This window comes from Streptomyces sp. NPDC044061 (assembly GCF_056434305.1).
In genome coordinates this window covers 328,706-350,497 of the sequence record NZ_JBWKFL010000003.1, presented here as the reverse complement: position 1 = coordinate 350,497, position 21,792 = coordinate 328,706, and the positions used below count along the sequence as shown (strand labels likewise).

At 71.9% G+C, this 21,792-nt stretch carries 21 protein-coding genes and 1 tRNA gene; 11 read left to right on the top strand and 11 right to left on the bottom strand.

The annotated features are described in order from the left end of the window. From AC07CM_RS06430 to AC07CM_RS06415, 4 genes are all read right to left on the bottom strand, one after another. The gene (locus AC07CM_RS06430; RefSeq protein WP_478875194.1) at nucleotides 1-1,032 is read right to left on the bottom strand and encodes an acyl-CoA dehydrogenase family protein; all 1,032 of its coding nucleotides are present in this window, start codon (nucleotides 1,030-1,032) and stop codon (nucleotides 1-3) included. Nucleotide 1,033: 1 nt separating this feature from the next. Beyond that, on the bottom strand, nucleotides 1,034-1,984 hold the full coding sequence (locus tag AC07CM_RS06425) for a bifunctional MaoC family dehydratase N-terminal/OB-fold nucleic acid binding domain-containing protein (RefSeq protein WP_478875193.1): 951 nt from the start codon (nucleotides 1,982-1,984) through the stop codon (nucleotides 1,034-1,036). Then, nucleotides 1,981-3,132 carry an acyl-CoA dehydrogenase family protein gene (locus tag AC07CM_RS06420; protein ID WP_478875192.1) on the bottom strand — a complete coding sequence of 384 codons (1,152 nt, stop codon included), beginning with the start codon at nucleotides 3,130-3,132 and terminating at the stop codon, nucleotides 1,981-1,983. Before AC07CM_RS06420 ends, AC07CM_RS06425 begins: the two co-directional genes overlap by 4 nt. Nucleotides 3,133-3,332: 200 nt before the next feature. Next, nucleotides 3,333-3,635: a hypothetical protein gene (locus AC07CM_RS06415; protein WP_478875191.1), complete on the bottom strand. Its 303-nt coding sequence runs from the start codon at nucleotides 3,633-3,635 to the stop codon at nucleotides 3,333-3,335. Between the two features lie 370 nt (nucleotides 3,636-4,005). Between AC07CM_RS06415 and AC07CM_RS06410 the strand changes: the two genes are divergently transcribed. Then, on the top strand, nucleotides 4,006-4,872 hold the full coding sequence (locus AC07CM_RS06410) for a bifunctional DNA primase/polymerase (protein ID WP_478875190.1): 867 nt from the start codon (nucleotides 4,006-4,008) through the stop codon (nucleotides 4,870-4,872). Nucleotides 4,873-4,947: 75 nt separating this feature from the next. On the opposite strand, the gene AC07CM_RS06405 is transcribed toward AC07CM_RS06410, so the two are convergent. The 3 genes from AC07CM_RS06405 to AC07CM_RS06395 form a co-directional block, all read right to left on the bottom strand. Continuing rightward, nucleotides 4,948-5,433, bottom strand: a complete 486-nt coding sequence (locus tag AC07CM_RS06405) for a hypothetical protein (protein ID WP_478875189.1) — start codon at nucleotides 5,431-5,433, stop codon at nucleotides 4,948-4,950. Nucleotides 5,434-5,646: 213 nt separating this feature from the next. Next, nucleotides 5,647-5,736, bottom strand: a tRNA-Ser gene (locus tag AC07CM_RS06400). Nucleotides 5,737-5,877: 141 nt separating this feature from the next. Then, complete coding sequence (locus tag AC07CM_RS06395) at nucleotides 5,878-7,401, bottom strand: S1C family serine protease (RefSeq protein WP_478875188.1); 1,524 nt, start codon at nucleotides 7,399-7,401, stop codon at nucleotides 5,878-5,880. Between the two features lie 338 nt (nucleotides 7,402-7,739). Here AC07CM_RS06395 and AC07CM_RS06390 point away from each other — a divergent pair, with 338 nt between their 5' ends. From AC07CM_RS06390 to AC07CM_RS06380, 3 genes are all read left to right on the top strand, one after another. Continuing rightward, a complete protein-coding gene (locus tag AC07CM_RS06390; protein WP_478875187.1) occupies nucleotides 7,740-8,567 on the top strand; it encodes a glycerophosphodiester phosphodiesterase in 828 nt (275 codons plus the stop codon). 174 nt (nucleotides 8,568-8,741) lie between these two features. Further along, nucleotides 8,742-9,380 (top strand): ATP-binding protein, encoded by a 639-nt coding sequence (locus tag AC07CM_RS06385; protein WP_478875186.1) that lies wholly within the window; start codon nucleotides 8,742-8,744, stop codon nucleotides 9,378-9,380. Between the two features lie 140 nt (nucleotides 9,381-9,520). After that, nucleotides 9,521-10,486, top strand: coding sequence for a DUF5926 family protein (locus AC07CM_RS06380; RefSeq protein WP_478875185.1), 966 nt, complete (start codon nucleotides 9,521-9,523; stop codon nucleotides 10,484-10,486). 243 nt (nucleotides 10,487-10,729) lie between these two features. Here AC07CM_RS06380 and AC07CM_RS06375 read toward each other — a convergent pair whose 3' ends face one another. After that, nucleotides 10,730-11,344, bottom strand: a complete 615-nt coding sequence (locus AC07CM_RS06375; protein WP_478875184.1) for a hypothetical protein — start codon at nucleotides 11,342-11,344, stop codon at nucleotides 10,730-10,732. Between the two features lie 55 nt (nucleotides 11,345-11,399). After that, a complete protein-coding gene (locus AC07CM_RS06370) occupies nucleotides 11,400-12,065 on the bottom strand; it encodes a bifunctional DNA primase/polymerase (RefSeq protein WP_478875183.1) in 666 nt (221 codons plus the stop codon). Nucleotides 12,066-12,677: 612 nt separating this feature from the next. Here AC07CM_RS06370 and AC07CM_RS06365 point away from each other — a divergent pair. From AC07CM_RS06365 to pdxR, 3 genes are all read left to right on the top strand, one after another. Beyond that, nucleotides 12,678-14,114 carry a PP2C family protein-serine/threonine phosphatase gene (locus AC07CM_RS06365; protein WP_478875182.1) on the top strand — a complete coding sequence of 479 codons (1,437 nt, stop codon included), beginning with the start codon at nucleotides 12,678-12,680 and terminating at the stop codon, nucleotides 14,112-14,114. A 137-nt stretch (nucleotides 14,115-14,251) separates the two neighbouring features. Then, the gene (locus AC07CM_RS06360) at nucleotides 14,252-15,757 is read left to right on the top strand and encodes an aminopeptidase P family protein (RefSeq protein WP_478875181.1); all 1,506 of its coding nucleotides are present in this window, start codon (nucleotides 14,252-14,254) and stop codon (nucleotides 15,755-15,757) included. A 94-nt stretch (nucleotides 15,758-15,851) separates the two neighbouring features. Continuing rightward, entirely contained in the window at nucleotides 15,852-17,213 is a 1,362-nt protein-coding gene (gene pdxR, locus AC07CM_RS06355; protein ID WP_478875180.1) for a MocR-like pyridoxine biosynthesis transcription factor PdxR, read from the top strand. A gap of 341 nt (nucleotides 17,214-17,554) precedes the next feature. Here pdxR and AC07CM_RS06350 read toward each other — a convergent pair whose 3' ends face one another. Together AC07CM_RS06350 and AC07CM_RS06345 are read right to left on the bottom strand one after the other, a co-directional pair. Next, a complete protein-coding gene (locus tag AC07CM_RS06350; RefSeq protein ID WP_478875179.1) occupies nucleotides 17,555-18,127 on the bottom strand; it encodes a GNAT family N-acetyltransferase in 573 nt (190 codons plus the stop codon). 38 nt (nucleotides 18,128-18,165) lie between these two features. Further along, nucleotides 18,166-18,612, bottom strand: a complete 447-nt coding sequence (locus tag AC07CM_RS06345; protein WP_478875178.1) for an ATP-binding protein — start codon at nucleotides 18,610-18,612, stop codon at nucleotides 18,166-18,168. Nucleotides 18,613-18,853: 241 nt separating this feature from the next. Here AC07CM_RS06345 and AC07CM_RS06340 point away from each other — a divergent pair, with 241 nt between their 5' ends. The 4 genes from AC07CM_RS06340 (at nucleotide 18,854) to AC07CM_RS06325 (ending at nucleotide 21,784) form a co-directional block, all read left to right on the top strand. Beyond that, on the top strand, nucleotides 18,854-19,681 hold the full coding sequence (locus AC07CM_RS06340) for a hypothetical protein (RefSeq protein ID WP_478875177.1): 828 nt from the start codon (nucleotides 18,854-18,856) through the stop codon (nucleotides 19,679-19,681). A gap of 171 nt (nucleotides 19,682-19,852) precedes the next feature. Continuing rightward, nucleotides 19,853-20,584: a YcnI family copper-binding membrane protein gene (locus AC07CM_RS06335; protein WP_478875176.1), complete on the top strand. Its 732-nt coding sequence runs from the start codon at nucleotides 19,853-19,855 to the stop codon at nucleotides 20,582-20,584. A gap of 88 nt (nucleotides 20,585-20,672) precedes the next feature. Next, entirely contained in the window at nucleotides 20,673-21,326 is a 654-nt protein-coding gene (locus tag AC07CM_RS06330; protein WP_478875175.1) for an SCO family protein, read from the top strand. Then, nucleotides 21,323-21,784: a copper chaperone PCu(A)C gene (locus AC07CM_RS06325; RefSeq protein WP_478875174.1), complete on the top strand. Its 462-nt coding sequence runs from the start codon at nucleotides 21,323-21,325 to the stop codon at nucleotides 21,782-21,784. Before AC07CM_RS06330 ends, AC07CM_RS06325 begins: the two co-directional genes overlap by 4 nt. Nucleotides 21,785-21,792 lie beyond the last annotated feature (8 nt).

The window sequence follows — 21,792 nt, the reverse complement described above, 5'->3', positions numbered from 1 at the left end:
TCACTCCCCACTCGCGATCAACTCCCCCAGTTCCTGGAGCACTTCGGCTCCGCATCCCAGATGGGCGTCCAGCTGCCGCCCCCACAGGAAGTGCCGGTGCACCGGATGGCCGAGATCGGCTCCGGCCCCGCCGTGCAGATGCTGGCCGGTGTGCACCACCCGCTGCCCCGCCTCGGAGGCCCACCAGGCGGCGGTGAGCGCGTGCGTGGCGTACGGCAGGCCCGCGTCCCGCCGCCAGGCGGCCTCGTAGGCCGTCACACGTATCGCCTCGGTGTCCAGGTGGGCGTCGGCGGCCCGGAGCTGGACGCCCTGCCGGCCGGCGAGCGGGCGCCCGAACTGCTCCCTGGTGTTGGTGTGCGCCACCGCCCGCGCCAGCGACCCGGCGCACACCCCGGCCTGCAGCCCGGCGAAGGCGGTGCGTGCGGTGGCCAGGACGTCCGCGTAGGCCCCGGCGCGCGGGCCGCCGAGGGGTTCCGCCGGTGCGTGCTCGAGGGTGAGCCGACCCGCGGCCCAGGGGGCCGTCAGCTCCACCGGGGTGATCCCGGTGCCCTCGCCGAGCGGGGCCAGCCACAGCCCGCGGTCGGTGTCGGCGACCAGGACGTGGGTGGCGTCCCTCAGCCAGGGGACGACGGGGACGGAGCCGGTCAGCTCGCCTCGCGCCGAGGCCCGTACGCCTCCCTGCGCCGGGAACGCCCCGCCGACCACCGCCGAGCCGTCCGCGATGCCGGGCAGCAGCCGCTCCCGCTGCTCCGGTGTGCCGTGTGCGGTGACCGCCAGGACGCCGTACACGCACGTCGCGGCGTAGGGCACCTGGGCCGTCGTACGCCCCTGTTCCTCCAGGAGCAGCACGAGCCCGAGCAGGCCCAGTTCCGTCACGGCGCCGACCAGGCCCGCCGTGCACAGGGCCTTCCACAGCTCGGGGTCGCTGCCGGTGCCGGCGGCCCTCAGCCGCCCGTGGGTGGCGAGGTCGCCGAAGAGCCGCGCGGCCAGGTCGCGGGCCTCCGCCTGGGCCTCGGTGGGCGTGAAGTCCATGTCACCCCTCGCCCTCGACGACCCGGAAGACCGGCAGGACCAGTGGACCCTCCTCGGGTCCCCCGCCCTCGTACCTCCGGAACTCCGCCCGGACCGGCAGCCCGATGCGCACCTTGTCGTAGGGCACTCCCACCACGTTGCTCAGCATCCGCACGCCCTCGGCGAGTTCGATCAGGCCGACGGCGTAGGGGCCCGCCGCGCCGGCGGCCTGGTCGGGCTCGGTGAAGGCGGGGAAGGGCGGGTGGTGCATCACCACGTACGAGTACACCGTGCCCTCACCGCTCGCCTCGACCGTGCCCCAGTCCAGGCAGCCGCAGGCGTTGCAGCCCGGCAGCCAGGGGTGGCGCAGGGTGCCGCAGCCGGTGCAGCGCTGGATGAGGAGCCGGTGCCCGGCCACGCCCTCCCAGAAGCCGGCGTTGTCCCGGTTGACCACCGGGCGGGGACGCCGCGCCCGGGGTTCGTGCCGTGCGGGGGCGTACTTGAGGATGCGGAAGCGGTGCGTGCCCACCAGGTCGCCGCCCACGCGGACGTCCGTGCGGGTCGTGACGAAGTACCCGGTGCCCAGCGTGGTCGTCTTGCGGTCGGACACCGACTCGATCACCGTGTCGAAGGCGACCTCGTCGCCCGGGCGCAGGGGCCGCAGGTACTCCTGCTCGCAGTCGGTGGCCACCACCGACGTACAGCCCGACTCGTCGAGCAGGCCGAGGAGTTCGTCGTAGGCGCCGGTGCGGCTTTCGTGGCCCGACAGGCCGCCCATCGTCCACACCTGGAGCATGGTGGGCGGGGCGACGGCGTCCGGCCCCCGGTACGCCGGACCGGTGTCGCCCATCGCCTCGCACCAGTGCCGGATCATCGGTGCGTTCACCGGGTCCTTGCCGACGCCGGTGACGGCGGCCGGGCACCCCTCGTACGCCTTGAGCCGTGCCCCCAGCGCGTCCGCCCGCTCGCTCACCTCGGCCCCCTCGTCATCCCGAGCCGCATCGTCGCGACGATCTCCCGCTGCACCTCGCTCACCCCGCCCCCGAACGTGTTGATCTGCGCCGCCCTGTTCAGCCGCTCCAGCTCGCCGTCCCCGAACGCACCCGGGGAGCCGGAGCGGACCAACGCCGCTTCTCCGACGATCTCCTGACACATGCGATACGTCGCGACAGCCGCTTCCGTTCCCGCGACCTTCACCGCACTGGCGTCCCCGGGGGTCGGCCGACCCGCCCCGACGTCACCCACCAAACGCCAGCTGAGCAGGCGCGATGCGGCCAGCCGGGCATGTGCTTCGGCCGCCAGGAACCGCACCCACGGCTCGTCAATCCGTCGACGGCCGGTCACCGGATCGGGTGTACGGGCGGCGGCGAGGGCGGCGGCGTGGAAGTCCTCGGCCTGGAGGCCGACGGCGGCGAGGGCGACCCGTTCGTGGTTGAGCTGGCTGGTGATCAGCGACCAGCCGTCGTTCTCGGCGCCGACCAGGTTCTCCGGGGGGACGCGGACGCCGTCGTAGTACGTGGCCGTCGTCGTCTGCCCGCCCACGGTCTCGATCGGCGTCCAGGAGAAGCCGGGGGCGTCGGTGGGGACGAGGAGGAGGGAGATGCCCCGGTGCCGGGGCGCTTCGGGGTCGGTGCGGCAGGCGAGCCAGATCCAGTCGGCGTGCTGGGCGCCCGAGGTGAAGATCTTCTGTCCGTCGATCCGCCAGCCCCCGCCCTCCCGCACGGCCCGGGTCCGCAGCGAGGCGAGGTCGGTACCGGCGGAGGGCTCGGTGTAGCCGATCGCGAAGACCAGGTCGCCGGCGAGGATCCGGGGGAGGAAGTAGGCCTTCTGGCGCTCGCTGCCGTACTTCATCAGCGTGGGGCCGACCGTGTTGAGGGTGACCATGGAGACGGGGGCGCCGGCCCGGTACGCCTCGTCGAAGAAGACGAACTGCTCGTCCGGGCCCCGGCCCTGGCCGCCGTACCCGGTCGGCCAGCCGAGCCCCAGCCAGCCGTCGGCGCCGATGCGGCGCAGCAGGGCGCGCCCGTCGGCGGGTTCGCCGTTCTCGGGCATCAAGGCGCGGAAGTAGGCGCGCAGTTCGGCGCGCAGGCGCTGCTGCCGCTCGGTGGGGGCGAGGTGCACGACGGGCCCTCCCGGCCTAACTTGCCCGACGGGACAGTTTCTGACTGTCCGTCAGATAGTGGTGGGTGTCAAGGTCGCCACCCCCGGCGCACCACCGGAAGAACGCCTGCGCGGCGGCACCGAAGCACCGCCGCGCAGGCGCGTTACGACCCCGAAGCACACCCCTGAGGGCCCTCCCCACGAGGGACCTCAGCCGGGATTCACCACCACAGCGGACTGAAGCGGATGGCCACGTTCTCGTTGCCCTGCTGGACGGCCGTCGACGCGGAGCCGTTGACCTGGGCGGTGTTGCTCCGGTTCGAGGCGCCGAAGCCGACCGCGTTCTGCGGTGCCGTGGACGAGTTTCCGTCGTTGTTGTGGCCGACCCCGCTGCCGGCCACGGCGTTCGATCCGTCGTCCGCGACGGCGCCGTTGTCCGCGGCAGCGACACCGGCGAAGAGGGCGGCGGCGAGCGGGAGAGCGGAGACGGCGGCGAGAACGCGGGCGGTACGGATGCTTGCCATGTTGTTCCTCCAGAACCGAACACTCAGCGGCCCCAGGGCCGCGAATACGTGAAGTACGGCTGTCATCAGGGCAGTTGGCCGACCGCCCCGGTTGTCGTGAACGACGTCGCGCATCCAGAGTTGCCCACCGAATCCCTGGCGAACCACTCCGGAAGCCGTGATTCGCACGCAAGCGTGATGACAAGTCGATAAACCCCTGTCGATATCTTTGCTGATCTTCCGCCACAAAAAAGCACAGAGCGGATCAATGATCACCAAGCACCATAAGAGGGGAATCGTTCCAGCGCTTTTCCGGCCATTTCCCCCGGCCCCGGCACGTCATCACGGGCCCCCACTTCCCTTTTTCGAACACGCGTACGAACATGGAGGCATGGCCACCACCGACCGGCAGGCCACGACGCTGGCCCTCGCACACGCCCTGTCAGCCGCCGAACGCGGACTGGCCGTCATCCCCCTGTCCCGGACGAAACTCCCGGCCCTGCGCTCCCCGCACCGCGACGACCCCGACTCCACCCCCTGCCACGGCCAGTGCGGTCGCTTCGGCCACGGCGTGTACGACGCCTCGACCGACCCGGTCCGCATCCGCGAACTCTTCGCCGCCGCACCATGGGCCACCGGCTACGGCATCGCCTGCGGGCTGCCCCCGCACCACCTGATCGGCGTCGACCTCGACACCAAGTCCGGCACCGACTCCTCGACCGCACTGCGCGAGCTGGCCCTGCGCCACCTGTTCACGATCCCGGAGACGGTCGTCGTCCTCACCCCCAGCGGCGGGCGCCACCTGTGGCTGACCGGCCCGGCGGACGTCGTCGTGCCCAACTCGGCCGGGCGGCTGGCCCCCGGCATCGACATCCGGGGCGCCGGCGGCTACCTCGTCGGGCCCGGCTCCCGCACCGACCACGGCGTGTACGCCACCGCGCCGGGCACCGCGCACCTGGCCCCCGCCATCTGCCCGCCCGCCCTGCTACGGCTGCTCCTGCCGCCGCCCCGCACCGAGCACCCGGCCCCACCGCCGGCCGGCGACCACGGCCGGGGCCTGGTCCAGTTCGTGCTGACCGCACACGAGGGCCAGCGCAACACCCGCCTGTTCTGGGCCGCCTGCCGCGCCTACGAGAACGGCATCGGCCCCGCCCTGCTCGCCCCCTTGATCGAAGCGGCGCTGAACACCGGCCTCTCCGAACGCGAGGCCCGCGCGACGATCGCGTCGGCGGCCCGGATGACGGGACATCGGCCGTAGTCGTCTGCCGGTCCACCGCGGCGGGTCCGGAATGTGAGCCCCCGGCCAATCAGCTTCTTTCCGGCCGGAGTTGGCTCAGGCAGCTGTCTCGCAGATGGCGTAGTAGGTCACGTCGATCGGGGACCGGCCCTCGTTGGCCACGACCTCGTACCAGCCGTTTCCCGAGGGCGCGGACCGGGTGATCCTGGAGACCTGATCGTTGGAGACGTTCGCTCCTCCCGACACCGGCTCCGTCCCCGCGGGGCACTGGAGGATCGGTCCCAGGGCCTCTCCCGGAGGGACCGTACCGTCCTCGGTGACCACTTTCCGCTCCACCGGCTTCGGCGTCTCCGTGGACGAGGTCTGCCTCGCGCTCTGGGAACAGCCGATGTTCTGAGTGCCGGAGGTGTTGTGGCTGCCGATCTGCCCCGAGGGGAAGCACGCGAGAGCGACCGAGGGGCCGTCGAGCAGGGACAGCGGGCCGCCGTCGTCCTGCGCCTGGGCACTTCCGGCCGCTGCGCCGAGCACGGCGGTGGCGGCGACGCACAAGGTGAGGATCTTCTGGCCGAGCTTGAACGACATCTCCCTTCGACGGCCCCCTCGGCAGACATCCGACACCCGGCGCAACGTGGTCCGGCGAGAGCCACTGCGCGCCACGGCCGCAATTCGCTCGTTCAGCGGGTCGGCCGCACGCGCCGGTCAAGGGAGGGATACGGGCGGCACCACAAGGTCATGCGGAAGGGGTGCGGCTCCGGAGAGCCGCACCCCTTCTGACCTGCAAGCTTCTGACCTACGTGGCGGTGGGTGTGGGATTTGAACCCACGGTGACATCGCTGCCACGACGGTTTTCAAGACCGTTCCCTTAGGCCGCTCGGGCAACCCACCTCTGTCTCCGCCGGGCTGGGCCGGAGCGGGTACAGAGTACCGGGAGCTGCACGGGTGGTGGGGGCCCGGTCCGCATCCGGCGTCCGGAGCCGACGGGAGGGGTGCCCCTCCGCAGGAGGCACCCCTACGCGCGCGTGCCGGTCAGCTGTCGCCCGCGCGGGAGCCGAGGGTGAGGTCCACCGTGTGCTCCTGGCCGCCCCGCTTGTAGGTGATCGTCACCTTGTCGCCGGGCTTGTGGGTCCAGATCTCGCCGATCAGGGTCGGGCCGCTGTCGATCACGTTGTCGTCGAGCTTGGTGATGACGTCACCGGGCTTGAGGCCGGCCTTGTCGGCGGGGCCGCCCGACTCGACCGCGGCGGAACCGCCCGAGCCCTGGTCGGTGATCTTCGCGCCGTCCGTGGACTCCTCCAGGGAGACGGACGCGCCGATCTTGGCGTACACCGGCTTCCCGTTCTTGATCAGCTGCTGGGCCACGTACTTGGCCTGGTTGATCGGGATCGCGAAGCCGAGGCCGATCGAACCCGACTGGCCGGAGCCGAAGCCGCCGCTGCCGGAGGACTGGATCGCCGAGTTGATGCCGATCACCGCACCGGAGGCGTTCAGCAGCGGACCGCCGGAGTTGCCCGGGTTGATCGACGCGTCGGTTTGCAGGGCGCTCATGTACGACGCCTTGCTCGAGGAGCTGCCGTCGCTGGAGGCCACCGGGCGGTTCTTGGCGCTGATGATGCCCGTGGTGACCGTGTTGGACAGCCCGAAGGGGGCGCCGATGGCGATGGTCTCGTCGCCGACGGCCACCCGGTCGGAGTCGCCGAGGGCGAGCGGATTGAGGTCGGACGGGGCGTTCTTGAGCTTGATGACCGCGACGTCGTAGCCCTGCGCGTGGCCGACGACCTCCGCGTCGTACTTCTTGCCGCTCGGGAACGTGGCGGTGAGCTTGCCGCCGTCCACCGCCTCCGCCACCACGTGGTTGTTGGTGACGATGTGGCCCTGCTTGTCGAAGACGAACCCGGTACCCGTGCCGCCCTCGCCGCTGGTGCTCTCCGCCTCGATGGTGACCGTGCTGGGCAGCGCCTTGGCGGCCACGTTGGCGATCGTGCCGGGTGCGCGCTTGACCTGCGAGGCGCTGTTGTCCGAGGCGGAGACGGTGGTGGATCCGCCGCTGTCGTTGTCCTTGGCCAGGGTGTAGCCGAGGCCACCGCCCAGACCGCCGGCGACCAGCGCGGCCACCAGGACCGCGGCGACGAGCCCGCCGCGCCCGTTGCGGGGCTTGGGCGCGGGCTGCTGGTACGAGGAGCCCCAGCCGGCGCCCGCGCCACCGGAGCCGTCGCCGTAGGACGGCGTGGCCGGGGGCGGGGGCGGCCAGGAGCCGTCAGGGGCGGGGCCGCCGTAGGGCTGCTGGGCGTCGTAGGGCTGGGCGTCGTAGGGCCGGGTGTCGGGCGCGGGACCGGAGGCGTGCGCCTGCTCCGTCGGGCCGGTGGGCGCCTGCGCCGCGGCCACCCCCTGCTCCGGAGCGCCGGGGGTGCCCTGGGGCACCGGCGGGAGCGGAGCCGTCGGCGCGTTCCCGTCGGGCGCGGAGCCCTGCGGCGAAGCAGCGGGAGATGCCACCGGCACGGGAGGTGCGGACGGGGCCGGGGGTACCGGGTTGCCCTCGTTCTCGGTGCTCACAGCTCTTCTCCTCGATCCACGGCTGTTGTTCCAGGTCGCACTCGGTCACACTCGCTCATGCTCGTTCACGCTCGTCGCGGCGTGCACGTTCTGTCGCCCGTGAAGCGTGGGCCCGGCGCGATGCAGCTGTGCATGGTTCTGGTGTTCCTGTTGTATGCAGTCAGCTTTTCCCACGGGCCGTCAGAGCACCATAAGCGGTTGCTGTGGGTCCAGCGGCACCCTTTATATAAGACTTTTAAGGCAAAAGTTACATAAACCAGCAGGTCGAGCGCCTCCGTTCGCTGCAGGGACGCACCCGCGCCGCCCCGTGTACCCCGCGTCGGTGGCACCATGACGCGGTGACCCACGCACCACAGCACGCCATCCAGGTCGTCGCCCATCGGGGGGCCTCCGAGGACGCGCCCGAACACACCCTGGCCGCTTACAAGAAGGCGATCGAGGACGGGGCGGACGCCCTGGAGTGCGACGTACGGCTGACCGCCGACGGCCATCTGGTCTGCGTCCACGACCGGCGGGTGAACCGTACGTCCAACGGCCGTGGGGCCGTCTCCGCCCTGGAACTGGCCGATCTCGCCGCCCTGGACTTCGGCTCCTGGAAGTCGCGCGACGCCTGGCGCGGGCGCGACGAGGAGCCCGACTGGGAGCACCGCCCGGAGGACCCGGCGGAGACCTCCGTGCTCACCCTGGAGCGGCTGCTGGAGCTGATCGCGGACGCCGGGCGCCGGGTGGAACTGGCCGTCGAGACCAAGCACCCCACGCGCTGGGCCGGGCAGGTCGAGGAGCGGCTGCTGCTCCTGCTGAAACGGTTCGGTCTGGACGCACCGGCCTCGGCCGCCGAGTCGCGGGTGCGGATCATGAGCTTCTCGGCGCGCTCGCTGCACCGCGTGCGTGCCGCGGCGCCGACGCTGCCGACGGTCTATCTGATGCAGTTCGTCTCGCCCCGACTGCGCGACGGGCGACTGCCGGCGGGCGTGCGGATCGCGGGCCCCTCGATCCGCATCGTGCGCAACCACCCCGCGTACGTGGAGCGGCTGAAACGAGCCGGCCACCAGGTCCACGTGTGGACCGTGAACGAGCCCGAGGACGTCGATCTCTGCGTCGACCTGGGCATCGACGCCATCATCACCAACCGCCCGCACGCGGTGCTGCGCCACCTGGGCCGCTGAACCCGCTGGGACGGGACCCCAAGAGCCGGGTAAGGACCGCTGCACACCCCTTGACCCGGGCGCCCGGCTCCAGCATTCTCCGTTCTCGGCCACACCAACGAAATTCAGCCACACGACGAGAAGCCCGTCACGGGGAGTGCTCCGGCGCATTCGTTCCGTACGCGGTCGTTGCGAATGCGTCACCGGAAGAGGATTGGCCGGTTTCCGGTACAGGCCAATGGGGCATCCACACCGTGGCGTGGGGCAAAGGAGGTCTCGGGGGTGGCGTTGGTGGTGGCACAGGAGGTGCCCACGTCGTCGAGCATGGCCGTACCCCATGGCCCTGCGGGCGTGGGGAAGGCGAGGCACCGGATGCGTGCGCAACTGCGCAGCGGAGGTGTGTCGGAATCGGTCATCGACGATGCCGTACTGATCCTTTCGGAACTTTTGAGCAACGCCTGCAAACACGGGCGCCCCTTGGGCGACGCCCCGGCCGGGGACGGCGACGTGCGCGCCGCCTGGCGGGTGGACAGGGGCGGACGGCTCGTCGTGGAGGTCACGGACGGCGGTGGTCCGACCCGGCCGGCTCCGGCGACCCCGTCGGTCACCGCGCACGGCGGCCGCGGGCTCAACATCATCACGGCCCTAGCCGACGACTGGGGTGTCCGGGACGACATCCAGGGCGAGGTGACGGTCTGGGTCGTGGTCAACGAGGACGTCCACGATCCCGACGCCGCGGACCGGCGCGGCGGCTTCGCTACGCGCGTCACCGGCCCGGCGGTTCCGGCCATGGCCGACCTGAACTTCGCGGACGCGTTCGACGAGCTGGACTGAGGCCTTCTGTACGGGGATTCCCCGCAGGTTCGCACCATCGGCTCGCCCAAGTGTCCGTTGTCCACAGGTTCCCGTCGGTCGTGCTCCGAACGACTAGGCTCCCGCCCGTACGAGAAGAGCCGTAACCGGGAGACCCCACGATGGCCAAGAAGCGACCCCAGACGAAGGCCAAGCGGCCGCAGCTCAGCGACGCAGAGGTCCCGGTCGTCGGCGCCCGCGAGCCCTGCCCCTGCGGCAGCGGCCGACGCTACAAGGCGTGCCACGGCCGGGCGGCCGCGCACGCCGCGACCGAACTGGTGCACCGCCCGTTCGAGGGGCTGCCCGGCGAGGGCGACTGGGTGGCGCTGCGCGAACTGGTGCCGGCCGCCACGGTGGAGCTGACCCTCCGGGAGAGCCTGCCCGAGGGCGTCCCGTCGGTCACGCTCGCCACGGTGCTGCCGATGGCCTGGCCCGCACTGCGCCGCGACGACGGCTCGGTCCTGATCGGCCTGCAGAACGACACGCCCTCCGGCGACATCAGCCGCGACCTCGCCGACACTCTCCGGCGCGCCCTGGAGGCCGAGCCCGGCACTCCGGTGGAGGGCCGCCGCGCCCCCGCCGAGGGTCCGCGGCTGCAGGACCTGCTCGACCCGGACGGCGCGTTCGAGCCAGTTGTGCACAGCGGCTTCGAGTTCTGGGTGCCGGACGCGGAGAACGCCACCCCGGACGTGGCCGCCTCCCTGGAGCGGGCCAACGCCGCCGCCATCCCGACCGTGAAGCTGTCGGGCGTGGATGCCGCGTACTGGTGCGAGACCCCGGAGAAGAACCACCTGCGCTGGGTCATGACGCACCCGGAGGAGCAGCTTCTGGACGCTCTCGCCCGGCTGCACGCGGCCGGCCGCTCCGGCCTCGGCGAGGGCACCCGGCTGGTGGGCTCCTTCCGTGCTCACGGCCTCACGGTGCCGGTCTGGGACCTGCCGAGCGGGGTCACGGCCGAGGACGTGGAGAAGCCGGCCGCCGAGTTCGCCGAACGGCTCGCCGCCGCCCTCGCCGTCACCGAACCGCTCACGCCCGAGGAGCGCCGGTCACGCGGCGGACTGACCAACCGGCAGGTCACGCTCAGCTGAGGCACAGCCGGACACGGATTCGCGGCTGACCGACCGGTCAGCCGCGAAGACGGCACCGAAACAGGTGACTCCTGTCACAACTCCCCGTCGTGACAGGGAAATCAGTGTCCGAATAGCCGAGATCGAATTTGCGAACCGCCGATCTCTTGTTACCGTTCCAGTAGCCCGGTTGCTGGTGCATCCCCCGTCGCCAGCAACCGGGTCTTTCCATGTCCGCGTCCGATGTACAGCGCGCAGGGCACGTCAACTGCCCATTGTTTCCCCGAAGTTGCTGACCGAGCGCAGCAGTAGCGGCCCGCCGGCCCCGAGTCGGGCGAACTCACTGACCGCCGTGTAGGCGTCCGTCCCGCCCCGGGTGTGTTCGCGGGGGGTCTCGCAGGTGGCGGGCTCGTCGTCGGCGCCCGCGGCGCAGTGCGTCTGTACGGTCCTGCCGCCCGGCCCCATCAGGCTCAGCACGGAGTCCAGGGCCTGGCCGGTGGTGTTGCGGTAGTAGGTGCGCGCCCAGGTGTCCACGCCCTGCGTCAGCACACAGGTCTGCGCCTCGACGCCGTCGGGGGAGGAGAGTTCGGGTCCGCAGCGGGCGGCGGTGGCCAGGCCGAGACCGAGCAGCAGCGGGGAGCGTGTGGGGGCGGCCGAGGGCGCGGCACCGGCGCGTGAGGGCGTGGGTACGGCGGCCCGCCGCCCGTTCTTCGCCGCGGGGCCGGTGGCCTCGCCCACCTGCCCCGCGGACGCCACGGCCAGCGGCAGAGCGGCCGCGGCCGCCACGACGCCCAGCAGGGCGAGCAGACGAAGCCTTCGGGGGTCCGGCCCGCCGCGGTCCGACGGTCGAGTGCCGTGACCCCCAGAAATGCGCAGCATGTAGCGGAAGATAACGACACGGGCGGGCATCGGGCCGCGCCCGCGCCCGACACCCCTACAACTCGGGCGCGCTCACACCCGTACGAGTGAGGGCGTCGACCACGGCGTCCACCACGGCCTCCACGTCGGGGACCCAGGGCGACGCCGAGCCGGGCAGCGGGGCGCGTTCCCAGCGGACGGCGCCCTGGCCGGTCTCGGAGGGAGGCAGGGCGAGGTAGCCGCCCTCCCCGTGGAAGCGCAGGGAGCCGGGCACGAAGTCCTTGGCGTAGAGCAGCTCGCCGAGCTGCTCCATGGAGTACGGCTTGACGAGCACCGCCCAGCGCGTCGGCGAGGCGATCACCGGGCCGAGGCGCATGCCCCGACGGTCGAGCAGGTCGAGCGCGTGGGCCGCCGCGAGCGCCGGCAGGCTGACCGCACAGGGCGCCGTACCGCCGGTGGCGAGGACGATCGGCGCGCCCGGCCGGTTGGTCCACCACCAGCGCACCATGCGCGCGTCGGTGGTGGCCGCGAGCAGGCCGGGGTCGAAGGGGTGCGCACCGGGAACCGTGCACTCCGGGTCCGGGCACCCGCAGCGGGCCCGCCCCTGCGGGTCCGGGGCCACACCCGGGAGCACGGGCCACTGCCATTCCGCCGCGAAGGTCAGGGCCGCGCTGATCAGCTCAGGCCTCCCGTCGTTCCGCCTGGACAGGAGCCTGCGTCGCCTTTTGAGGATCTCGCGCATGAGCGCTCGTTCCTTTCCGTTGCACCGCTGGCAACACCGTGGACCACATCACACCATGTGTCGATCACTTCACTGTGCGTACCTATTGGCGCATCACACCCCTGCGCACGGCAGGGGGAACCCCATGGGGTCGAGCGTTGACCGCTTCCGCTTCCTTGGTGCGTCCATCAAAAGCACGGGTGCGGCGTGGGGGTGGCGAAGTATGGCGTTTTGCCGTCGCGCGTATTTCTCTCCGCCTCCGCCACGGGAGGATGGGGCTCGGCCGTCGGTGGCTATGACGCCCGGGTCCGTCGCCAGGTTCCGGGTGGCCCCCAACCACCCCTGGCCTTCTCCGAGTACGTACCCATCACGACCGCTGTGACGCTCTGTGGAGCAAGGCCAGTCGACCGCAATGAACCCATACCTGAGGCAGTTTTAAGCCAACTTGGCAGTAAGGCAAGGGTTTCGGAAGAAACCCACATCAGACCCATGGACACCAGGAATCCCCGCAGGACAATGCTGGACATCCCCTCACGAGTGCGTGTACATGTGGAGACACCGCTAGCGGCGCAGAATGACATGGGGGTTTGCGATGCTTCTGAGCAATACGCACCGGTCTGAAGGCCGGACGCCATGAACGCCCCGCACCCACCGAAAGTGGCTGGAATCGATCCAACGGTTCCCACGCCCGCACACACTGTCGCGCCCGCGCCCTCCGCTCCGGGTGCCGACCCCTCCCCCGACGCCGCGCTTCCCGTCGCGAACGCCCCCGTGCCCGCCGGACCCGCTCCAGGCGCGCTGCTGCAGGACCGGCTGGCCGGCTGGGTATCGGACCTCACGACCCTCCACGAACTCACCGAGCGCCTGTCCCGCACGCACGCCGTCGAGCCCGCCCTCCACGAACTCCTGTGCGCCGGATCCACCCTGGTCGGCGCCCGCCGCGGCCTGGTCGTCCTGGAACCCGGTGACGGACTCGGCCCCCACTCCACCATCGGCCTCGGCCTGGGCCGCGCCGACCTCGGCCACATCGAGACCGTGCCGCGCCGCTCCCTCCCCTACGGCACCCTCCTCGACGCCGGCGCGAGCACCGGTTCGGGCACCGAGATCGTGCACCCCGACCTGCTCGCCGAGGACGGCCTCGACCCCCGCCACCGCGAGGTGGCCGCCCGTCTCGGCTACGCCGCCAGCTACGCCCTCCCCCTGTCCTCCGAGTCCGCGGGCCGCCTCGGCGCCGCCGTGTGGCTCTACGACGAGCCCGCCGAACCGGACGAGCGCCGCCGCCACCTCGTCGGCCTGTACGTGCGCCACGCGGCCGAGCACCTGGCCCGGCTGGTGGAGGTGGAGCGCACGCGCGCGTGCGTGGCGACCATCTCCGAGGAGCTGCTCCCCTCCCGGCTGCCCCGGGTGGCCGGCGTCCGGCTTGCCGTCCTGCACCGCACCGGTCCGCGCGGCGGCGGCGACTGGTACGACGCCCTGCCGCTGCCCGATGCCGCCCTCGGCCTCTCCGTCGGCTCGGTCACCGGCTCCGGACCGAGCGCCGTGGCCGCCATGGGCCGACTGCGCGCCTCCCTGCGGGCCTACGCCGTGATGGAGGGCGAGGACCCGGTCGCCGTCCTGTCCGACCTGGAGCTGCTGCTGCGGCTGACCGAGCCCGCCCGGTCGGCCACCGCCCTGTTCGCCTACTGCGAACCGGCACTGCGCAAGATCACCCTGGCCGGCGCCGGGCACAGCCCGCCCCTGCTGATCGGCGAGCGGCGCACCGAGTTCGCCGAGACCTCCGTCTCCGCGCCGCTCGGCATGCTCGCCTGCTGGGAGGCGCCCAGCGTGGAGATCCAGGCCGAGGCCGGGGAGACGGTCCTGCTCTACACCGACGGGCTGCTGCACCGCACCGGCGACCCCATGGACCGCGCCTTCGCGCGGCTGCACGCGGCCGCCGCGAGCATCCCGCGCACGCTGCGCCGCGACCCCGCGGCCGTCGCCGAACACGTGCTGCGCACCGTCCTGCCGGACGGCCGGGACACCGCGGACAGCGAGGAGGACGTGGTGCTGCTGGCGGCCCGCTTCGACTGAGAGCTTCCGCCCGGCCCGTCGGCATGGCCTGGCATAACACGTCTTCCGGCCCTGGGCCGCTCTCGGTACGACCGTACGATGATGGAGGTCCCCGCTCGGCCACAAGCATGAGCGCAGCGGGCCCGGGGGGAGATCACATGCGTACCGAGGAGGATCACGTGTCCGACGAGCTCAACCCGGCTGTGCCCGATTCTGCCACCGCAGAAGGCCCCGAGACCGAGTCCGAGGAGCCCACCAAGCAGCGGAAGAACGGCCTGTACCCGGGCGTCTCCGACGAGCTGGCCGAGAACATGCAGTCCGGGTGGGCCGACACTGAGCTGCGTGGCCTGGAGCCGATCACGCAGGCCACCGAGACCGCCCGCCGCCGCGGCGCGCTCTCCGCCCGCTTCCCGGGCGAGCGCCTGGTGATCCCCGCCGGCAACCTGAAGACCCGCTCGAACGACACCGAGTACCCCTTCCGTGCCTCGGTGGAGTACGCCTACCTCTCCGGCAACCAGACCGAGGACGGCGTCCTGGTCCTGGAGCCCACGGCCGACGGCCACCAGGAGACGATCTACCTCCTGCCGCGCTCCGACCGCGAGAACGGCGAGTTCTGGCTCTCCGGCCAGGGCGAGCTGTGGGTCGGCCGCCGCCACTCCCTCACCGAGTCCGAGGCGCTGTACGGCATCCCGGCCGCCGACGTGCGCGAGCTGGCCGACAAGCTGCGCGAGGCCACCGGCCCGGTGCGGGTCGTGCGCGGCTACGACGCCGGCATCGAGGCGGCGCTGACCGACAAGGTCACCGCCGAGCGCGACGAGGAGCTGCGCGTCTTCCTCTCCGAGGCCCGCCTGATCAAGGACGAGTTCGAGGTCGGTGAGCTGCAGAAGGCCGTCGACTCCACCGTGCGCGGCTTCGAGGACGTCGTGCAGGTCCTCGACAAGGCCGAGGCCACCTCCGAGCGCTACATCGAGGGCACGTTCTTCCTCCGCGCGCGCGTGGAGGGCAACGACGTCGGCTACGGCTCCATCTGCGCGGCCGGCCCGCACGCCTGCACGCTGCACTGGGTCCGCAACGACGGCCCGGTCCGCTCCGGCGACCTGCTCCTGCTGGACGCGGGCGTGGAGACGCACACGCTGTACACCGCCGACGTCACGCGCACGCTGCCGATCAACGGCTCGTACAGCGAGCTCCAGAAGAAGGTCTACGACGCCGTGTACGAGGCCCAGGAGGCCGGTATCGCGGCCGTCCGGCCGGGCGCCAAGTACCGCGACTTCCACGACGCCGCCCAGCGTGTGCTCGCCGAGCGGCTCGTCGAGTGGGGCCTGGTCGAGGGTCCGGTCGAGCGCGTCCTGGAGCTGGGCCTGCAGCGCCGCTGGACCCTGCACGGCACCGGCCACATGCTCGGCATGGACGTCCACGACTGCGCGGCCGCGCGGACCGAGACCTATGTCGACGGCACGCTGGAGCCGGGCATGGTCCTCACCGTCGAGCCGGGCCTGTACTTCCAGGCCGACGACCTGACGGTGCCCGAGGAGTACCGGAGCATCGGCGTCCGCATCGAGGACGACATCCTCGTCACCGAGGACGGCAACCGGAACCTGAGCGCCGCGCTGCCTCGGCGGTCGGACGAGGTCGAGGCCTGGATGGCGTCGCTGAAGGGTTGATAAGACACTTGGTGGCCGGGCACCCGGAAGGTGCCCGGCCATCGGCGTGTTCGCACGCGTGTGAAGGCTTCACGTGCCTAGGGGGAGGGTGTTCGTGGACGACTTCTGGTCCGGTGTGGGTGTGGACCTGCATCTCGAACCCGACGCGGCGGACGGGCGCCGCGTCGGTCTGGAACGGGCGCTCAGGGACGCCGTGAGGGACGGGCGGCTCGCGCCCGGCACCCGGCTGCCGGCCACGCGGCGGCTCGCGACCGACCTCGGCATCTCGCGCGGCACCGCGAAGGCCGCCTACGACCAGCTCGTCGCCGAGGGCTACCTGACGGCACGGCAGGGCTCGGGCACCCGGGTCGCCGAACTGCCGGCCGTCGAGACGGAGGAACCGGGGACGGCGGCACGCGCGCGTGCGCCGCGTTTCGACCTGCGGCCGGGCAGCCCCGACGTGGGCGCGTTCCCGGCCGCGGCCTGGCTGCGCGCGCTGCGCCGCGCCATAGCGACGGCGCCCTCACTGGCATACGACTACGGCGACCCGCGCGGCCGGATCGAACTGCGCACCGCGCTCTCGCGCTACCTCGGCCGGGCGCGCGGGGTGCTCGCGCCGCCGGAGCGGATCGTGATCACCTCCGGGTACGTCCAGGGACTCGCGCTCCTCACGCGCGTGCTGGACGGCGCCTCGGTCGCCATGGAGGACCCGGGGCTGCCCTTCCACCGGGAGGTGGTGCGGCGCAACGGCGGCACCGTCCTGCCGTTGCGGGTGGACGAGCGCGGGGTCCGTCCCGAGGAACTGGGCGACGCGGCCGCCGTGGTGGTGACCCCGGCCCACCAGTACCCGACCGGTGTGACCCTGCACCCCGAGCGGCGCCGCGCCCTCACCGACTGGGCACGCGCGCGTGCGGGGCTCATCGTGGAGGACGACTACGACGGCGAGTTCCGCTACGACCGCCAGCCGGTGGGCGCGCTGCAGGGCATGGCCCCGGGCCAGGTCGTCTACCTGGGCACCGCCTCCAAGACCCTCGGACCCGCGCTGCGGCTCGGCTGGATGGTGCTGCCGCCGCAGCTCGCCGACGCGGTCGCCGACGCCAAGCTGCACAGCGACCACCACACCGAGACCATCGGCCAGCTGGCGCTCGCCGAGCTGATCGACAGCCACGCCTACGACCGGCACGTGCGCGCGTGCCGGCTGCGGTACCGGCGCCGCCGCGACCAGCTGCTGGACCGGCTCGGGGCACGCGACGTGCGGGGCATCGCGGCCGGACTGCACGCGCTGATCGACGTGCCCGACGAGGCCGAGGTGCTGGCCCGCGCCGAGGCGGAGGGACTCGCCGTCGGCCACTTGGGCGGCCATTGGCACACTCCCGGCGAGGAGCGGCCGCAGGGCCTGGTCGTCGGCTACGGCACACCGCGGGAACGGGCGTACCCGGAGGCGCTGGAGGCGCTGTCCAAGGTCCTGGACGCCTGAAGTGGGCCACTGGCACGGCAGAGCGCCGGCTCTGCTCGGCGACTCAACGGGCACCTGACGTGGACGGCAGGACGAGCCGGCCGCAGCGCTTCCCGGCGCAGCCGGACACTGCCCTGCCGGCCGTGCGCCCCGGGACCCGCGAGCAGGCCCGCGCCGGCCTCCGTCGCCGTGCCGCCGGTCGCCGGTCGCCGCGAGAACGCGGCGCCGGTGATCGAGGGGTTCCTGCGGTTTCCCGTCATGGCCGGGGAAGTCGGGAAAGCCGCGCGCCGGCCCGATGGGCACGACCTGACAAAGAGCTGTGGACGCGAGGAAGCCGGAAAATCAGGCCGGAAACGAACCTCTCACGGAAGGGGGGCGTGGTCGTGCAGCACGCGCTGGAAGAGCCGGCAGTCCCGCCATTTTGCGTTGATGTGCAGGTAATTCGGTGCAAGGCCGATCGCTTCGAATCCGCATTTGTGGAGCACCCGTTGGGAACTCGTGTTCTCGGTCAGCGTGGAGGCCTCGATCCGGTGCAGTCCGATCGTGTCCCGGGCGATGCGGCAGACCTGCTCCACCGCGGAGCTGGCCAGCCCCCTGTTCTGCTGGTCGGCGGCGACCCAGTACCCGAGGTACGAGCTGCAGAAGGGGCCCCGGGAAATCCCCGACAAGGTGATGGCCCCGACGATCCGCCCGTCCGGAGCCTCGAACACCCACGGCATCATGGTGCCGTCGGCGCACTGCCGCAGCAGCCCGTCGATGCGCTCGGCCTGCCCCACGACGGTGAAGAAGGATTCCGGCCTGAGCGGCTCCCACGGTTCCAGGTGTGCACGATTGTCCGTATAGGCGGAGGCGAGCGCCAATGCGTCGGCCGCGGCGAGCGGACGCAGGATCACCCCGACGGCTATTTCCTTGCTTTCCATCGATTCGACAAGCATGCGCGCACCCTAGTGGCGGAGTTTCCCCGTGACGCCCGTCATGCCGTAAGCAGGGAAGGATCTTTCTTCCACTTGAGAATCTTGTCGAAGCTCACCACCGTCCCGCCCCGGCCCGGCTTGGCGACGCCGATGTGCACGTGGTCGGCGAGTTCCCGGATCAGACACAGCCCGCGGCCGTGCTCGGCGTCCTGGCGGACGGGCCGGACGTCCGGGAGGCGCGTGATACCGGGTCCCGAATCGGCCACCTCGATCCGGCACTTCTCGCCGTCGAGATAGGCGGTCACCCGGTAGGCCTCCGAGCAGCCGCGCGCGGCGTCCCCACCGTGCTCGACCGCGTTGGCGCAGGCCTCGCTGAGGGCGACGGACAGGTCGTAGGAGACATCGGGGTCGACACCCGCCGTCTCCATCGTGCCGATCAGCAGCCGCCGGGCGAGCGGGACGCTCGCTGCCTCGCGGCGCAGATGGAGTGACCACCAGATGCTCATGCTCCAGCCTCCAGGCCGCGGCTCGACATACCGTTACCTATTGCCGCCCGTAGGCGGCCGTAAGCACACCGTTGACGTGACTCCGCCCATACAGTCGATGCGCCCCGGGAGGAATCGGTGTATGAGGGGTGACTTTCGGCGGAGGATGATCTTCCAGTCGTAACAACGGCCGTTTCGCCGTGGCGGGATCCCGCGACCTGCCGCAGGGCCCCTGTGAGCCCAGTGGGATGATTGGCCCGCCATGACTGCCCCCCACCCGCGCACGGCGCGTCCCGGAGCCGGGCTCCGGATCCTGCGGGCCGCGGTGTTCGCCGCGGTCTGCGTCGTGCTGGCCGCGGCCGGGCACACTCTGGCCTCCTGCGCACGCGTGCCCCTGTGGACGCTCGGCGCGGGATTCCTCGGCTCCCTGCTGCTCGTGGCGCCGCTCGCCGGACGCGCGCGCTCGCTGCCGGGCATCGCCGCTCTCCTCGCGCTCGGCCAGACCGTGCTGCACACCCTGTTCGGGCTGGGCCAGCACGGGGCGTCCGGCGCGATGGCGATGGGCTCGACGAGCATGCCGGCGAGCGACAGCGCGCTCGTCGAGCGGGCCGCCCGGCTCCTGTGCGGGTCCAGTCCGTCGGCGCTCACCCCCGGGCACGCCTACCGGCTGCTGCTCGACGCGCACCTCATCGACCCCTCGGGCCGGGGCGCCGGCACCATGCCGGCCATGCGCCACATGGACGACACGGCCGGATCCCCGACGTCGCTGCTGCCGTCCCTGCCGATGCTGCTCGGCCACGTCCTCGCGGCCGTCGCCGCCGGCTGGCTGCTGCGTCGCGGCGACCTGGCCCTGCTGCGGCTGGTCGAACTGTCGGCGCACGGAGTCGCGGAGGGGGCGCTCGTGCGGTCCCTGCGCGGGGCGCTCGCGCTGGCGCACGCCCTGTGCACCGGGCTGCTGCCCTCGATCGAACCGGGCCCACGCCCCCGTCGTACCGCCCAGGACGACACGCCCGCCCCGCACACCACCGCGCTCCAGCACACGGTGATCCGGCGCGGCCCGCCCACCGCCGCGTTCCTCCTCGCCGCCTGACGCGACGCGACCACACTCCACCGGAGCCGGAAACGGAGACCCGGACGAGAGGGGCCGCCGTCGTGCGGCACGCGTGCGTGCGCGCTTTCCCGAGCGCCACGGCCCCGACGCCGACCACGCGCGCGCATCCCTCTCACACCGCAACTCACTCAGAGTGGAGTGCTCCCAGCCATGAAGGCTTCTCGTATCGCCGCCGCCACCGCCGTCGCGGGCTCGGCCGTCCTCGCCCTGTCCGCCCCCGCCTTCGCGCACGTCACCGTGCAGCCCGAGGGCACGGCCGCCAAGGGCGGCTACGCGGTCGTCGACTTCAAGGTCCCCAACGAGCGCGACGACGCCTCGACCACCAAGGTCGAGGTGAACTTCCCGGCCGACCACCCGATCGCCTCCGTGATGCCCGAGCCGCTCCCGGGTTGGAAGATCGACGTCACCAAGTCCAAGCTCGACAAGCCGCTGACCATGCACGGCCAGAAGATCGACGAGGCCGTCACCAAGGTCACCTGGACCGCCGACGGCAAGGGCGTCGAGCCCGGCTACTTCCAGAAGTTCCCGCTCTCCGTCGGCGCCCTGCCCGAGGACGCCGACCAGCTCGTGTTCAAGGCGATCCAGACGTACTCCGACAAGGAGGTCGTGCGCTGGATCGAGGTGCAGCAGAAGGGCCAGGACGAGCCGGAGAACCCCGCGCCGGTGCTGGAGCTGTCCGCCGCCACCGGCGACCACCACGGCACCTCGACCGCCGAGGACGCCTCCGACAAGACCGACGGCAAGGCCGAGGCCACCGCCGCCGACGAGGGCTCGAAGGGCGGCAGCGACACCACCGCGCGCGTGCTCGGCGTGGTCGGCATCGTCATCGGCGTCGCGGGCGTGGGCTACGGCGTCCTCGCGGGCCGTCGCCGGACGGCCTGACCACCGTTCCGCACGCGCACCGGGGCCGTGCGACGCTGTCGTACGACCCCGGTGCGCGCCGGATACCTCACATCTGGGACATTTTTCTATGCGCAAGAAGACGTTCGCCGCGGCCGCGCTGCTCGCCGCCGCCACCCTGACCCTCTCCGCCTGCGGCAGCGGTGACGACGGCAAGTCGCCCGTCGCCGTGGTGTCCGAGGAGTCCGACTCGGGCAAGGCCGCCACCGTCCTCGACCAGCCGTTCGAGAAGCCGGACCTGGTCCTCACGGACACGCACGGCAAGAAGTACGACCTGCGCGCCGAGACCAAGGGCCACCCCACCCTGATCTACTTCGGCTACACGCACTGCCCCGACATCTGCCCGACGACGATGAGCAACATCGCCGTCGCCGAGAAGGCTCTGCCCAAGGCCGAGCAGGCCAACCTCAGGGTCGTCTTCGTCACCACCGACCCCGACCGCGACACCCCCGCCGAGCTGGGCAAGTGGCTCAAGGGCATCGACCCGCAGTTCATCGGCCTGACCGGCGACTTCGCCACCGTCCAGGCCGGCGCCCGCTCCCTCGGCATCTCCATCGAGCCGACCAAGAAGGACAAGAACGGCAAGGTCGTCTCGGTCCACGGCACCCAGGTCATCGCCTTCTCACCGAAGACCGACGGCGGTTACGTCCTCTACGGCGAGGACGCCACGGTCGACGACTACACCAAGGACCTGCCCAAGCTCGTCGAGGGAGCGAAGCCGTGAGGCGTGCGCTGCTGCCGGCGGCCGCCCTCGCCGGCGCCCTGGCCCTCACCGGCTGCGGCTCGGACCAGGACTCCGGCGCCTCGAAGGCCGCGCTGTCCGTGAGTTCGCCGTACATGCCCCAGCCGGTCTCCGCCGACATGGCCGCCGGGTTTCTGACGATCACCAACAAGGGCGGCGCGAAGGACGAGCTGACCTCGGTGACCAGCGACGTCGCCGGCCGGATCACCATGCACAGCACCGTCGGCGGGGCGATGGAGCAGAAGAGCTCCTTCGGCATACCCGCCCATGGTCAACTCGTGTTCAAAAGCGGCGGCAACCATCTGATGTTCGAGAAGCTGAAGCACAGGCCGGAGCAGGGCCAGAAGGTCACCCTGAAGCTCACCTTCGCCAAGTCCGGGGCCCTCACCGTCGAGATGCCGGTGAAGTCCGCCACGTACAACCCGTCGACCGGCCACTGAGGGAGGGA

Coding starts and splice junctions, on each gene's coding strand:
- AC07CM_RS06375 (WP_478875184.1), bottom strand. CDS start 11,344: ATGCTGCGCATTTCTGGGGGTCACGGCACTCGACCGTCGGACCGCGGC.
- AC07CM_RS06365 (WP_478875182.1), top strand. CDS start 12,678: ATGAACGCCCCGCACCCACCGAAAGTGGCTGGAATCGATCCAACGGTT.
- AC07CM_RS06370 (WP_478875183.1), bottom strand. CDS start 12,065: ATGCGCGAGATCCTCAAAAGGCGACGCAGGCTCCTGTCCAGGCGGAAC.
- AC07CM_RS06330 (WP_478875175.1), top strand. CDS start 20,673: ATGCGCAAGAAGACGTTCGCCGCGGCCGCGCTGCTCGCCGCCGCCACC.
- AC07CM_RS06340 (WP_478875177.1), top strand. CDS start 18,854: ATGACTGCCCCCCACCCGCGCACGGCGCGTCCCGGAGCCGGGCTCCGG.
- AC07CM_RS06350 (WP_478875179.1), bottom strand. CDS start 18,127: ATGCTTGTCGAATCGATGGAAAGCAAGGAAATAGCCGTCGGGGTGATC.
- AC07CM_RS06380 (WP_478875185.1), top strand. CDS start 9,521: ATGGCCAAGAAGCGACCCCAGACGAAGGCCAAGCGGCCGCAGCTCAGC.
- AC07CM_RS06385 (WP_478875186.1), top strand. CDS start 8,742: ATGCGTCACCGGAAGAGGATTGGCCGGTTTCCGGTACAGGCCAATGGG.
- AC07CM_RS06430 (WP_478875194.1), bottom strand. CDS start 1,032: ATGGACTTCACGCCCACCGAGGCCCAGGCGGAGGCCCGCGACCTGGCC.
- AC07CM_RS06405 (WP_478875189.1), bottom strand. CDS start 5,433: ATGTCGTTCAAGCTCGGCCAGAAGATCCTCACCTTGTGCGTCGCCGCC.
- AC07CM_RS06345 (WP_478875178.1), bottom strand. CDS start 18,612: ATGAGCATCTGGTGGTCACTCCATCTGCGCCGCGAGGCAGCGAGCGTC.
- AC07CM_RS06415 (WP_478875191.1), bottom strand. CDS start 3,635: ATGGCAAGCATCCGTACCGCCCGCGTTCTCGCCGCCGTCTCCGCTCTC.
- AC07CM_RS06335 (WP_478875176.1), top strand. CDS start 19,853: ATGAAGGCTTCTCGTATCGCCGCCGCCACCGCCGTCGCGGGCTCGGCC.
- AC07CM_RS06360 (WP_478875181.1), top strand. CDS start 14,252: ATGCGTACCGAGGAGGATCACGTGTCCGACGAGCTCAACCCGGCTGTG.
- AC07CM_RS06410 (WP_478875190.1), top strand. CDS start 4,006: ATGGCCACCACCGACCGGCAGGCCACGACGCTGGCCCTCGCACACGCC.